General features: G+C 70.0%; 12 protein-coding genes. 7 read left to right on the top strand and 5 right to left on the bottom strand.

Features of this window, described 5'->3' with window-relative positions:
• Positions 1-2 precede the first annotated feature (2 nt).
• The 5 genes from ACZK4S_RS09805 (at position 3) to serA (ending at position 4,643) form a co-directional block, all read left to right on the top strand.
• Positions 3-962 carry an ABC transporter permease gene (locus ACZK4S_RS09805; RefSeq protein WP_076063226.1) on the top strand — a complete coding sequence of 320 codons (960 nt, stop codon included), beginning with the start codon at positions 3-5 and terminating at the stop codon, positions 960-962.
• Positions 959-1,768 carry an ABC transporter permease gene (locus ACZK4S_RS09800; protein WP_076063224.1) on the top strand — a complete coding sequence of 270 codons (810 nt, stop codon included), beginning with the start codon at positions 959-961 and terminating at the stop codon, positions 1,766-1,768. The genes ACZK4S_RS09805 and ACZK4S_RS09800 overlap by 4 nt, the downstream gene beginning before the upstream one ends.
• Positions 1,765-2,592, top strand: coding sequence for an ATP-binding cassette domain-containing protein (locus ACZK4S_RS09795; protein ID WP_463644103.1), 828 nt, complete (start codon positions 1,765-1,767; stop codon positions 2,590-2,592). The genes ACZK4S_RS09800 and ACZK4S_RS09795 overlap by 4 nt, the downstream gene beginning before the upstream one ends.
• Positions 2,589-3,362: an ABC transporter ATP-binding protein gene (locus tag ACZK4S_RS09790; RefSeq protein WP_143571030.1), complete on the top strand. Its 774-nt coding sequence runs from the start codon at positions 2,589-2,591 to the stop codon at positions 3,360-3,362. Before ACZK4S_RS09795 ends, ACZK4S_RS09790 begins: the two co-directional genes overlap by 4 nt.
• 90 nt (positions 3,363-3,452) lie before the next feature.
• Positions 3,453-4,643: a phosphoglycerate dehydrogenase gene (gene serA, locus ACZK4S_RS09785; RefSeq protein WP_076063219.1), complete on the top strand. Its 1,191-nt coding sequence runs from the start codon at positions 3,453-3,455 to the stop codon at positions 4,641-4,643.
• Here serA and ACZK4S_RS09780 read toward each other — a convergent pair whose 3' ends face one another.
• From ACZK4S_RS09780 to ACZK4S_RS09765, 4 genes are read right to left on the bottom strand one after another with little or no spacing between them, the layout of a single operon-like run.
• Entirely contained in the window at positions 4,644-5,432 is a 789-nt protein-coding gene (locus tag ACZK4S_RS09780) for an inositol monophosphatase family protein (protein WP_076063217.1), read from the bottom strand.
• 22 nt (positions 5,433-5,454) lie between these two features.
• Positions 5,455-6,438, bottom strand: a complete 984-nt coding sequence (gene rsgA, locus ACZK4S_RS09775; protein WP_076063215.1) for a ribosome small subunit-dependent GTPase A — start codon at positions 6,436-6,438, stop codon at positions 5,455-5,457.
• Positions 6,435-7,691, bottom strand: coding sequence for a 3-phosphoshikimate 1-carboxyvinyltransferase (aroA, locus tag ACZK4S_RS09770; RefSeq protein WP_076063213.1), 1,257 nt, complete (start codon positions 7,689-7,691; stop codon positions 6,435-6,437). Before aroA ends, rsgA begins: the two co-directional genes overlap by 4 nt.
• Positions 7,688-8,248 (bottom strand): DoxX family protein, encoded by a 561-nt coding sequence (locus tag ACZK4S_RS09765; protein WP_182766566.1) that lies wholly within the window; start codon positions 8,246-8,248, stop codon positions 7,688-7,690. The genes aroA and ACZK4S_RS09765 overlap by 4 nt, the downstream gene beginning before the upstream one ends.
• Positions 8,249-8,274: 26 nt before the next feature.
• On the opposite strand from ACZK4S_RS09765, the gene ACZK4S_RS09760 reads away from it, so the two are divergent.
• Positions 8,275-8,973, top strand: coding sequence for an SOS response-associated peptidase (locus ACZK4S_RS09760; protein ID WP_076063208.1), 699 nt, complete (start codon positions 8,275-8,277; stop codon positions 8,971-8,973).
• Here the strand turns inward: ACZK4S_RS09760 and ACZK4S_RS09755 are convergent.
• A complete protein-coding gene (locus tag ACZK4S_RS09755; RefSeq protein ID WP_463644102.1) occupies positions 8,966-11,902 on the bottom strand; it encodes a S8 family serine peptidase in 2,937 nt (978 codons plus the stop codon). The genes ACZK4S_RS09760 and ACZK4S_RS09755 overlap by 8 nt on opposite strands.
• A 132-nt stretch (positions 11,903-12,034) precedes the next feature.
• On the opposite strand from ACZK4S_RS09755, the gene abc-f reads away from it, so the two are divergent.
• Positions 12,035-13,633 (top strand): ribosomal protection-like ABC-F family protein, encoded by a 1,599-nt coding sequence (gene abc-f, locus ACZK4S_RS09750; protein WP_076059345.1) that lies wholly within the window; start codon positions 12,035-12,037, stop codon positions 13,631-13,633.
• The last annotated feature ends 1 nt before the right edge of the window (position 13,634 follow it).

The raw sequence follows: 13,634 nt of genomic DNA, 5'->3' as shown, positions 1-13,634 counted from the left end.
GCGTGGCCCTGCGACGGGTGCTGGTGCGGGCGGCGTGGCTGTTCGCCAGCCTGCTGCTGGCCTCGTTCCTGATCTTCGTGGTGGCCAACGCCCTCCCGGGTGACATGGCCCAGATCATCCTCGGCTCCAACGCGGCGCCGGGTGAAGCGGAGGCGCTGCGGGAACGGCTCGGCCTCAACCGGCCGTTCGGGCTGCGGTACGTCGAGTGGCTCTGGGGCGTGCTCCGGTTCGACTTCGGCGCCTCCTACATCAGTGGCCGCGCGGTGGCACCCCTGATCGCCGCGCGCCTGGAGGTGACGCTGTCGCTGGCCATCCTGGGCATGCTCGTCGCCGTGCTGGTGGCGGTTCCGGTGGGGGCGTACGCGGCGGTCCGACGGCGGCACGCCGACGGAGCGGCCGTTTCCGCCCTGTCGCAGGTGGGGCTGGCCGTGCCCGCCTTCTGGGCGGGCATCTGGCTGGTGATCATCTTCGCGATCCAGCTGCGCTGGCTACCCGCCGGCGGTTACGTGTCGTACTGGGACTCCATCGGCGAGTGGCTCACGCGGCTCGTCCTGCCCGTCGTCTCGCTTGCACTGGTGCAGGGCAGCGTCATCTCGCGCTACGTGCGCTCGTCGGTGATCGAGGTCATGCAGGAGGACTACTTCCGCACTGCGCGCGCCGTCGGCTGGTCCAGGGCAGGGGCACTGTTCAGGCACGGGCTGCGCAACATCGCCATCTCGTTGCTGACCGTCATCGGCCTCCAGTTGGCGACCCTGCTGGTGGGCGCCATCATCATCGAGCAGGTCTTCGCGCTGCCCGGCCTGGGCTCCGCGCTGCTGCTGGCTGTATCGCAGCGAGACCTCGCCGTCGTCCAGGCCATCGTGTTGCTGTTGGTGTGGAGCGTGCTGGTGATCAACTTCGTGGTGGACGTCGCCTATCAGCTCATCGATCCCCGGCTCCGACGCGCGGCGGACGCAGCATGAAGCGCGCCACCCTCTACACGGGTCTCATCCTCATCGGCGCGGTGGTGGTCCTCGCCGTGGTCGGCGTCTTCTGGACGCCGTACAACCCCACGGCGATGGTGGGCAAGCGCCTGGCCGACCCCGGCTGGCCGCACCTGCTGGGCACGGACGGGTTCGGCGCCGACATCTTCTCGCGCATCATCAACGGCGCCAAGATCGTGCTCCTGGTGGGCATCGTGTCGGTGGCCGGGGCGGCTGTCGTGGGAGTGCCGGCCGGGATCTTCGCCGGCATGAAGCGCGGCTGGATGGGGGAGATCCCCGCCCGCCTGGCAGACATCCTCTACGGCTTTCCGGCGCTGCTGCTGGCCATCCTGTTCGCGGCCGCCCTGGGCGGATCGACCTGGACGGCGATGCTCGCGATCTCCATCGCCACCATCCCCGCCTTCGTGCGCATCGCACGGGCCGCGACGTTGCAGGTGATGTCGCAGGGCTACGTCGAGGCCGCCCGCCTCAGCGGCACCCCAGGCACGGCCGTGGCCGTGCGCCACGTGCTGCCGAACATCGCACCGGTGCTCGGGGTGCAGGCGTCAGTGAGCTTCGGCGTGGCGATCCTCGCGGAGGCCGGCCTCTCCTACCTGGGGCTCGGTTCACGGGCCTCCGAGCCCACGTGGGGCCGCATGCTGCGGGAGGCCCAGGACTACATCTTCAGCGAGCCCATCCAGGCGCTGTGGCCCGGCCTGGCGATCGCGGTCGCAACGCTGGGCTTCAACCTGCTGGGAGACGGTCTCCGCGACCTCCTCGACCCGCGGCTGACGGAGATCCGGTGAGTTACCTCGAGGTCACGGACCTGACGGTCACGTTCGGGCGACACCAGCGCAAGGCGGTCGACGGCGTGTCGTTCACCGTCGACGCCGCCGAAAGCCTCGGCATCATCGGCCAGTCCGGGTCCGGCAAGTCCGTCACCGCACTGGCCATCATGGGCCTGCTGCCGGACCATGCCCAGGTCACCGGCTCCATCCGGCTGGACGACCGTGAACTGGTGGGCCTGCCCGAACGGGAATACCGGGCGTTGCGCGGCGACGACATCGCGATGATCTTCCAGGAACCCATGACCGCGCTGGACCCGACGATGCGGGTGGGTCGCCAGATCGGTGAGGTCGTCGCACTGCACCACGGCGACCGCCGTGGCCGGATCCGCCCCGAAGTCCTCGCCTGGCTCGGTCGGGTGGGCATCACGGATCCCGAACGCATCGCCGACTCGTTCCCGCACGAGCTCAGCGGTGGCCAGCGCCAGCGGGCGCTGATCGCCATGGCGCTGGCCAACCGGCCCGGGCTGGTGCTCTGCGACGAGCCCACCACCGCCCTCGACGTGCTCGTCCAGCGCCAGATCCTCGCCCTGCTCGCCGAGCAACTCGAGGGCCGCTCCGCGCTCTTCGTCTCCCATGACCTCGCCGTCGTGCGGCAGATCGCCGCCCGCGTGATCGTCATGCTGGACGGACGCATCGTCGAGGAGGGGCCCATCAGCTCCGTGATCGCCCAGCCGCAGCATCCCTACACCCAGGGCCTCATCGCCTCTGCGCGCATCGATGCGGTGCCGCCCGGCGAGCGGCTCCCCTCAGTGGCGGATTTCTACCGGGTGGAGGAGGCATGAACATCGTCGAACTCCGTGGCGCAGCCGTGACCTACCGCAGGGCCCGGCGGCCGTTCGTCGCGCTGCACCCGTCGGACGTCGTGGTGGCGCCGGGCGAGCGCGTCGGGATCGTCGGCGGGTCCGGTTCCGGCAAGACGACCATGGCCAGGCTGATGCTCGGCCTGGTGCCGCCGTCGGAGGGGGACGTGCTGTTCGACGGCCGCTCCATCGTCGGCCTCCCGGAACGGAAACGCGGCTGGCTGCGGGCCTCCGCCTCCATGGTGTTCCAGGATCCGAACTCCTCGCTCAACCCGCGGATGAAGCTGCGCGACATCGTCGCCGAACCGTTGCGTTCACCGGTGCTGCGGGGGAGGGGCGATGTGCCTGAACCCTCCGTCGAGGTGGTGGCCCGGGCGCTGGAGGGCGTCGGGTTGAGCGCGGACACGTTGGACCGGTTCCCGCACCAGCTCTCCGGCGGTCAGCGCCAGCGGGTGGCGATCGCCCGCGCGCTGATCTCTGATCCCGCGTTCCTCGTGGCGGATGAGCCGGTGTCGGCGCTGGACGTCTCGGTGCGGGCCCAGGTGCTCAACCTGCTCACCGACGAAGTGCGGGAACGCTCGCTGGCGTTGGTGCTGGTCTCGCACGACCTGGCGATCGTGCGCCACATGTGTGACCGGGTTCTGGTGGTGGAGCGCGGCCACATCGTCGAGGAGGGCGCTGTCGCCGACGTGCTGGACCACCCGCAGCAGCCGTACACCCGGGCGCTGGTGGACGCCACCCTGACGTTGTAAGGGTTTCCGCCGCTCAGGACGGGGCGATTCGCTCATGGCTGATTGGACGGGCGCGACCTCCACGGGTGCGGGCGCGTAAAGTGTCCCATCGTGAAGGCACTCCTCCTTGAGAACATCCATGAAGACGCCGTGAAGTCCCTCGAAGCCAAGGGCTTTGAGGTGGAGCTCCGCCCCGGCGCCCTCGCAGAGCGCGACCTTGTCGCGGCGCTCGACGGCGTTGACTACCTCGGCATCCGATCGCGCACCCATGTCACCCGGAAGGTGCTCGACGCGGCGCCCCAGCTGAAGTCGATCGGCGCCTTCTGCATCGGCACCAACCAGATCGACCTCGAGGCCGCCACGGAGCTCGGTGTCGCCGTGTTCAACGCGCCCTACTCCAACACCCGCTCGGTCGTCGAACTCGCCATCAGCGAGATCATCGCGATGGCGCGGAGGCTGACGGACCGCAACCGCGACATGCACAACGGTGTCTGGGACAAGTCCGCCATCGGTTCGCACGAGGTGCGTGGCCGCACTCTGGGCATCGTGGGCTACGGCAACATCGGCTCGCAGCTGTCGATCGTCGCGGAGGCGCTGGGCATGCGGGTCCTCTTCTACGATGTCGCCGACAGGCTCGCGCTGGGCAACGCCCGGCGCGTCGAGAGCCTCGACGCCCTGCTGGCCCAGGCCGAGACGATCTCGGTGCACGTGGACGGCCGTTCGGAGAACAAGGACCTGTTCGGCGCGCAGGAGTTCGCCAAGATGCGCCCCCGCTCGCTGTTCCTGAACCTGTGCCGCGGTCACGTCGTCGACCTCGACGCGCTCCACGACTCGCTGGTCTCCGGGCATCTGGCCGGCGCTGCCGTCGATGTCTACCCGACGGAACCCAAGAGCAAGGACGAGCCTTTCGTCTCGAAGCTGCAGGGCCTCAGCAACGTGATCTTGACCCCGCACGTCGGTGGCTCCACGCAGGAGGCGCAGGAGGACATCGGCCGTTACGTGGCCGGCAAGATCAACGACTACCAGAACGCCGGCTCCACGTCGATGAGCGTCAACCTGCCGGAGGTCGCGGCAGGTCCGGTGCGCGAGCGTCGCATCGTGCACCTGCACCACAACGTGCCCGGCGTGATGGCCCGCCTGAACTCCCTGCTGGCCAAGCACGACATCAACATCCTGTCGCAGACGTTGTCGACGAAGGGTGCGCTGGGCTACGCCATCACCGACATCGCCGCGGCGGATGTCAACGGGCTGCTCTCCGAACTCGAGGCGCTCGACGAGACGCTGCGCGTCCGCGTGCTCTGATCAGCTGAGGTAGCTGAGGACGGCGTCGTGGAGGAGCCCGTTGGTGGCGAGTGCACCAGGGCCCTTCACGCCGTCCTCGCCACTCAGGTTCGTGAAGCGGCCGCCGGCCTCGCGCACGATGATGTCGAGCGCCGCCATGTCGTACAGTTCCAGATCCGGCTCCGCCGCCACGTCGACGCACCCCTCGGCCACCAGCATGTAGCTCCAGAAGTCGCCGTAGGCGCGGGTGCGCCATGACTCGCGCATGAGGTCGATGAATCCCTGGCCCTTGCCTGAATCGACCCACTCCGCGATGTCCGAGTAGGACAACGACGAGTCCGCGATGTCCTCCACCTTGCTCACCCGCAGTTCGGTGGCGTTGAGGATGGAGCGGCCGGTGTAGGCGCCCCCACCCAGCGTCGCCCACCAGCGCCGCCCCAGGGCGGGCGCCGACACGACGGAGGCGACGATGTGACCCTCGACCTCGAGCGCGATGAGCGTGGCCCAGACCGGTACGCCGCGCAGGTAGTTCTTGGTGCCGTCGATGGGGTCGATGATCCAGCGCCGCGGCGAGTCGCCGCTGTCGGCGAACTCTTCGCCGTGCACCGCGTCGCGGGGCCGGGTGCGTGCCAGGGTGCGGCGGATGGATTCCTCGACGGCGGTGTCCGCCTCTGTGACCGGGGTCGCGTCCGGCTTGGACCGGACCTGGAGGTCCAGCGCCTTGAACCTGCTCATCGAGAGCGAGTCGGCGTCGTCGGCCATGAGATGCGCGAGGCGCACGTCGTCCGTGAGGTCCTTAGTCTGTGCCATGGCACCACCGTAGCGGCAACCGCTAGATGAACGCCGCTTCCATCCGGCGGAAGGACGCGAGCCGCTCCTGGGAGAGCCGACCGTCGGCCACGGCATCGTCGAACGCGCAGTCCACGGCCCCTGTCTCGTGCTTGCAGCCCCGCGCACAGTCCTCGGCGAACTCCCTGAGGTCCGTGAAGGCGCCCACCAGCGACTCCGGGGAGACGTGCATGATGCCGAACGAGCGCACGCCGGGGGTGTCGATGATCCAGCCGCCGCCGGGGACCTCCATCGCCACCGCGGAGGTGGAGGTGTGGCGGCCCTTGCCTGTGAGTTCGCTGACCTCTGCCGTGGCGCGGTTCGCGTCAGGAATGAGCCGGTTCACCAGCGTCGACTTCCCCACGCCCGAGTGGCCCACGAACACAGTCACCCTGCCCTGGATGGCCTCCCGGATCTGCGTCAGGTCCGCGTCCGGCTCCGTGACGACGATGGGCACGCCGAGCGGCTCGTAGGCACGCTTCAGTTCGTCCGGCGAGGCGAGATCTGATTTCGTCAGGCACAGGACCGGCCTGATCTTGGCGTCGAAGGCCGCCACCAGGATGCGGTCGATCATGCCCGTCCGCGGAGGCGGATCAGCCAGCGCGGTCACGATGAACAGTTGATCGGCGTTGGCGACGATGGGCCGCTCGAAGGAATCCGCGTCGTCGGCGCTGCGGCGCAACACCGTGGAGCGCTCGATCACCTCGACGATGCGGCTGAGGCTGCCCTCGTCGCCGGTGACATCGCCGTCGAGGCGGACGTTGTCGCCGACGATGATGCCGCCCTTGCGGTTGATGAGGCGGCCACGCACCGCGGTGACGGGACGGCCCTCCAGCAGGCAGCGGTAGCGCCCGCGGTCCACGGAGATCACCCGGGCGACGGGGAGCGCCGAGTAGTCCGGGTGCTCCTTGGTGCGGGGACGGGTGCGGCGACGAGGCCTGTCGAAGTCCTCGACGTCGCGGTCGTGTTTGTCCCAGCGGCTGCTCAACCGACCAGCCTCGCCCAGTCCTGCGGGAAGGCCGGCATCGTCTTGGAGACACACTGCAGGTCCGTCACGGTGATGCCGGGCTGCTTCAGCGCGACCAGGGCGGCGAAGTGGACCATCCGGTGGTCGGCGTAGGTCTCGATCTCGGCCCGGTTGAGCCCGGTGCCGCCCTCTATGGTGAGGCCGTCGTCGGTCTCCTCGGCCCGGATGCCGAGCTTGCGGAGTTCCGAAACCAGCGCAGCGAGGCGGTCCGTCTCGTGGCCCCGGATGTGCGCCACGCCGCGTACGCGGGTGGTGCCCTCTGCCAGGGCCCCCAGCGCGGCGATGGACGGTGTCAGCTCCGACGCGGTGGTGAGGTCAACGTCGATCCCCTGCAGCTGCGAGGGGCCGGTCACGGTGACCTTGTCCCCGTGACGCTCGACGGTGGCGCCCATGCGTTCGGCGACCTCCAGGAACAGGGCACCCGGTTGCAGCGACTGCTGCGGCCAGCCGGGCACGGTCACCTGCCCGCCGGTGGCCGCGGCCGCCGCGAGGAACACCGAGGCGTTGGTGAGATCCGGCTCGATGGTGGTGTCGCGGGCCTGGATGCTGCCCGGTGCCACCACCCAGGTGCGCTCGTCAGGCTCGCTGACGGCGACACCCCGGTCGCGCAGCATCTGCGCGGTCATGGCGATGTGCGGACGTGACGGCAGCGTGCTCCCGGTGTGGCGGATGGTCAGCCCCTGCGGCAGCAGCGCGCCGATCAACATCAGGCCGGAGACGAACTGGCTGGACCCGGAGGAGTCGATCACCGCCTCTGACCCCAGCGACGCGGGCGGCACCATCCGGAACGGGATGGCATCCGCCGAGATGATGGCGCCGAGCTGGCGCAGACCGTCAAGTAGGGGCCCCATGGGGCGCTCCGAGGCGTGCGGGTCTCCCACGAAGGAGCTGGGCCCGTCCGCCAACAACGCGATGGGCGGCACGAAGCGCATGACGGTTCCTGCCAGGCCGCAGTCGATGTCGGCTGCACCGCGGAAACGGACCGGTGGGGTGACGCGCAGCGCGTCGCCCCGGGCCTCGAGGGAAACGCCGAGCGCGCGCAGCGCGTCGATCATCAGCTGCGAGTCACGCGAGTCGAGCACGCCGCGAAGCGTGCTGGGCCCGTCTGCGAGGGCAGCAAGAACCAGGGCGCGGTTGGTTTCCGACTTGGAACCGGGAACGATCAGTTCCCCGATGACGGGGGAGGAGGCGGAGGGAAGCGAATGGCTGGTCAAGGAGTGACAGCCTCGAGCTTCTTACCAATCCTCTTCGCCTGCTTCCGGGCCTTCCGGCTCACGTCGTTGCTCAGGGCGGAGACCTTCTTCTCCGTGACCTTGGCGGCGTGCGCGGAACGCCAGCCGAGGCTGGGCCTGCCCTGCAGGTCCTGCGTGGCGAGCACCGCGGCTCCGAGGAGGGCCGCGTTGCGCAGCATCTCCGGGCGCGCATGCTCCTTGGCCTCCTTGGTGGCCTGCTTGCCGGGCATGGAGATGGCGAGGTTCAGGACGCTGGCCTTGGCGAGCATGGCTGCGCCGAGACGACGGCCGATACCGGTGGCGAACATGGCGCCGCCCACGATCTGGACCACGCCGGAGATGCGCACCCACGTCTCGGCCTTCTCGGGCACGTAGGACGCAAGGTCGGCCGGCACGATGCGCTGCACGAGCGGGGTGAAGGTGTGGGTGAACGCTTCGGCATCTGGCGCGGTGTCGGCAGGCTTGGTGACCGCCTTGACACCTTCTGAGATGAAGTAGCTGGCGAACAGGCTTCGGGCTACGAATCGCAAGAGACTCATGGAGCAACCCTACTAGCCTTGCTGTCATGTGTGGACGGTATGCAGCGACGGCTCATCCCAGTGAGCTGGTGGAGGAGTTCGAGATCTCCTTCATCGACGAGGAGATGGCCGAGGTGGCCACGCCCCGTTTCAACATCGCACCCACCGACGTGGTGCCCGCCGTCGTCGACAGGGCGGAGGACGACGGGGTCACCAGGAAGCTGGTGCCGCTGAAGTGGGGCCTGGTGCCGAGTTGGTCGAAGTCGCCCGACGGCGGCGCGAGGCTGATCAACGCCAGGGTGGAGACGGTCGCCGAGAAGCCGTCGTTCCGGAAGGCCGCCGCCGCTCGCCGCTGCCTCCTCCCGGCCCTGGGCTACTACGAATGGCGCTCCGAGGACGTGGCGGGGGAGAAGAAGCCCGTCAAGCAGCCGTACTTCCTCAGCCCGCCGTCCGGGCTGATGGTGATGGCCGGCCTCTACGAGTTCTGGAAGGGGCCGGACGGCTGGCTCTCGACGACCACCATCATCACCACCGAGGCGACGGACGAGTTGGGGTGGGTGCACGACCGGATGCCCATGGTGGTGCCGCGCGACAGCTGGGACGACTGGCTCGACCCCGGTTTCACAGATGCGCAGGCCGCCGTCGCGATGCTGACCGCACCGCTGGACATGGGGCACCGGAAGGTGTCGCGGGCGGTGAACAAGGTGGGGACCGAGGGTCCCGAACTGATCGAGCCGGTCAGCTGAACATGACGATGTTGTTGAACACCCACTGGCTGCTCTGCGTGAACGCGTAACCGCCGGTTGCTCCGGGAGTGGCTGCGTACACCGTCGTCAGCGTGTACGAACGGCAGGCGCCGCGGCCCGTGCGGGCGGTGTCGCACTCGGTGCGCCACTGTCGGCCGCCGGAGGCGAAACCCTCCATGTCGTAGTGGGCCAGCGGGTTGGCTCCCCAGGCCGCGCGCGTCATGAGCGGCAGGTACGTCAGGTTGTTGAACGCCCAGCCGTCCCTCCTGACGAACTCCCCGTCCTCGATGACCACCACGGTGGCCCAGATGTCGGTGCGGCAGCGCTCGGTCGCGGAATAGGGCTCACACGAGGTGAACCACCGGCGGCCGTTGAAGAGGTGCGTGCCCGCCTGGGTGTAGGGGGCGGTGCGCAGGAACGGCTTCTTCGCCGGCGGGGTGGTCGCGGGGGGCTTCGGAGCGGTCGACGGGGGGCTCTGCACGACGGAGGGCGCTGGGCTGGGCTCCGCCGGAGGCGTTGGCGACGAGCTGGGGGTCGGGGTCACGGTGGGCGTGATCGTGGGGGTGGGGAGCACGGTGGGCGTCGTCGTGGGGGTCGGGAGCACGGTGGGCGTGATCGTGGGGGTCGGGGTCACCGTGGGTGTCGGCGTCGGCGTCGGGGTCGCCGTGGGAGTCGGGGTCGCCGTGGGCGTCGGGGTCGCCGTGGGCGTCGGGGTCGCCGTGGGCGACGGGACCACGGTGGGCGTCGGGGCGGGGATGGGGGCCGCCTGCTCGCCCCAGGTGAAGGCGGGGGAGGTCCAGTGCTGGACCCGACCGTCGCCGTCGGGCGCCTCTGCGGAGACCCGCAGCACGTAGTCGCCCGGTGGCGCGGACGTGGGGCCGGTCGGGGAGGCCACCATGCCGTCCCAGAAGTAGAGGGAGACCTGCTCCGAGCGGCCCATGCGGTTCCAGCTCAACAGGTTCTGGCGGCTCGCCTCGACGGGGCGGCCCAGGGCGTCGGCCCGGTAGACGGACACGACCATGCTGAGCGTGGGGTAGGCGAGATGCACGGCCACTGCGGGGAGATCGGCCGGATGGTAGGCGACGTCACCGGTGGCCGGTTGCCAGGCCGGCTTCTCGTCGAGGCAGATCGAGTCCCACCGCGACTCGCACGTGGCATGGGCCAGGGTGGTGAGGCCACGGTTCATGGAACCGAGCAGGTCGACGTTCCCGTAGTCCCCGGCCATCCCCGCGAACGGCACGCGTCGTGCCTCGCCGACATCGGGGGTGAGTACCACGAACCCGCCGTAGACCGTGCCTTCCACGCCGTCGGACGGCGCGTCGACGGTGACGGTGAGCTGCGCGGTTCCCCGGGGCGGGACCGTGATCGAGCCCCGGCCGAACGTGACGCGGGCGCGCTGGGTGCCGTACAGCAGCGTGTTCTGGGTGTTGCCGGACTGCGGGACCGGGCGCGTGGTGGTGGCATGGGCGAGGCTGGGGGTCCACGTCACCGCGGAGGTCGTCGGGTTGGAGATGGTGAGCGTGGTGGTGTGCGGGCCGTCCGTTCCCTCTCCCGCCGAGATCTTCGACGGCGTGACCAGCGCCTCAGCCGCCGCCGCCTTGTCGACGCGGAGGAGCCCAGCGCCCTGGCGCTGGATGGGGTCCAGCGCGGTCGACACCGAGGAAGAGGGGAACTGCGCCGGTGAGGCGGTGTTCTGCAGCCGGGTCAGCGCCTGCGTCGCCGTGAGACCGGGGTGGGCCTGCATCAGGAGCGCGACGGCGCCGGCCACGTGGGGGGAGGCCATCGAGGTGCCCGACATCGCCGCGTACGGGTTGCCGTCCCCGAGCGGCACGGTGGAATAGATGCCGACGCCGGGGGCGCCGATGTCGGGCTTCAGCTCGAGGTCGGCGGCCAGTCCCCAGGAGGAGAACCAGGCAGCGGGGGGAGTGGTGTTGCTCTCGAAGGCGGCGACGGCGATGACATCCCGGCCGCTGGCCGGGGCCCCCAGCGACTGGCCGAGGTTCGCACCGTCGTTGCCCATGGCCGCCACGACGATGACGCCCGAGGCCGCCAGCCGGTCCGCCGCAGCGGCCGTCGGGTACTGCGCCCAGGCCTGGAAGGACGCGCCGAGGCTGAGGTTGACCACGTCCATGCCGTCGGCCTGCGCCCGCTCCATCGCGTCCAGGATGACGGCGGTGTCGGTCCCGCCGCTGCAGCCGAACACCCGGTAGGCGCCCAGCGTGGCCTTCGGGGCCACCCCCGTCACTCCGCCGTCCGCAGCGACGATGCCGGCCACGTGCGTGCCGTGGCCGGCGCAGTCGTCGGGGCGTGCATCCGGCACGGCGGGGCCGGAACCGTAGTCGTCGCCGACGAAGTCGTAGCCGTGCGCCACCTTGGCCGAGGGGAAGGCGGTGCCGCCGGGCACGCCGTTGCCGCCCAGATCCGGGTGGTCGAGGTCGATGCCCGAGTCGATGATCCCCACCTTGACGCCCTCGCCCGTGAGCCCGAGGGCGGACTGCGCGGCGGCGGCCCCGGTCACCTCCAGCGGTGAGACCGCGCTGGGCGTGGCTGACCGCGCCTCAGGGGCGGAGACCGGGAAGACGGGATAGATGGCCCGGACGCCGGGCAGCTCGGCCACCTGCGCGATGTCCGCGGCGTCGGCCCGCACGGAGAAGCCGTTGAACAGGCTCTGGTAGGTCCGGCCGATCACCGCGTCCGGCACGGCGCGGCGCACGGTGTCGCGGAAGCTGCCCTGTTGGCGTGCGACGGCGGCCCCGCTACCGCCGGAGGTCGTCGGCTGCGAGGTGAGTTCCACGAACCACTTGGCCTCGTGCCGGGGCGTGCCGGCGGGCGCCGTCGGTTCACCGAGCGCGGGAAGGGATGCGGTCGCCAGCAGTACCGCTAGCCCCACGGCGGTGGCCGCAGCGAAGTGTCGAAGGGGCCTGCGCATGGTGGTGGTCTCCTCGGCTGGGACGCAATGACGCTGCCATTGAACAGTGACCGTCCCGGATGGCCAAACTCCACGCGACAGTTCTGCGCATCCGGTTTGGCCGATCCGGGTCCGGCGGGGAAGACTGGGCAGGTGCTGCAGGTAAAGGACGTCGAAGTGCGCGCGGGAGCGCGTTTGTTACTGTCCCCGGTGAGCTTCCAGGTGATCAACGGTGACCGGATCGGCCTCGTCGGCCGCAACGGTGCCGGAAAGACCACCCTCACCAGGATCCTGGCCGGAGAGGGCCAGCCGGCCGCCGGCGCCGTCACCCGCGCCGGTCAACTCGGCTACCTGCCGCAGGACCCACGCTCAGGCGACCCAGAGCAGCTGGCCCGTGACCGGGTGCTCGGCGCCCGCGGCCTCGACGTGGTGGTGCGCCGGATGCGCAAGGCCGAGGAGAGCATGGCCACCGCGGAGGGTCGCGTGCGCGACGACGCCATGGAGGCCTACAGCCGGGCCGAGGCCGCCTTCGTCGCGGCCGGCGGCTACGCCGCCGAGTCCGAGGCCGCCCGCATCGCGGCCAACCTCGGGTTGGCGGACCGGATCCTGGCGCAGCCCCTCAAGACCCTGTCCGGCGGCCAGCGCCGCCGCATCGAACTGGCCCGCATCCTCTTCTCCGACGCAGACACCCTCCTGCTCGACGAGCCCACCAACCACCTGGACGCGGATTCCATCGTCTGGCTGCGCAGCTACCTCCAGGGGTTCGCCGGCGGCCTCATCGTGATCTCCCACGACACGGAGTTGCTCGACGCGGTGGTGAACAAGGTCTTCCACCTTGACGCCAACCGGGCAGAGCTCGACATCTACTCGATGAACTGGAAGCGCTACCTCATGCAGCGCGAGACCGACGAGCGTCGCCGCAAGCGGGAACTCGCCAACGCCGAACGCAAGGCCGGCCAGCTGATGATGCAGGCCGACAAGATGCGGGCCAAGGCCACCAAGGCGGTCGCGGCGCAGAACATGGCGAAGCGCGCGGAGAAGCTCCTGGCCTCCGTCGAGGGGGAACGGCAGGTGGACGCGGTGGCCAAGATCCGCTTCCCGGAGCCCGCCCCGTGCGGGAAGACTCCGCTGCGCGGCTTCAACCTCAGCAAGTCCTACGGATCGCTGGAGGTGTTCACCGCGGTGGATCTGGCCATCGACAAGGGCTCCAAGGTCGTCATCCTGGGCCTCAACGGCGCGGGCAAGACCACCATGCTGCGGCTGCTCAGCGGCATGGAGGAACCCACGGCGGGCCGCATCGAACTGGGCCACGGCGCCAGGGTGGGTTACTACGCGCAGGAGCACGAGACGCTCGACGTCAACCGCAGCGTGCTGGACAACATGGTCTCGGCCTCTCCCAACCTCGGCGACACCGAGGTGCGCAAGGTGCTGGGCTCCTTCCTCTTCACCGGCGACGACGTGGCCAAGCCCGCCAAGGTGCTCTCCGGCGGCGAGAAGACCCGTCTGGCGCTGGCCATGCTGGTGGTCTCCGCGGCCAACGTGCTGCTGCTCGACGAGCCGACCAACAACCTCGACCCCGCGTCGAGGGCCGAGGTGCTCAACGCGATCAGGACCTATGCCGGGGCGGTCGTCCTGGTCACGCACGACCCGGGGGCGGTGCATGCGCTGGAACCGGACCGGGTGCTGATCATGCCCGACGGCGTGGAGGACCTGTGGACCGATGACTATGCCGAATTGATCGATCTGGCCTAGA

The organism is Tessaracoccus zhenghani, from assembly GCF_055326325.1.
This window is presented reverse-complemented; position numbering and strand designations above follow the sequence as displayed.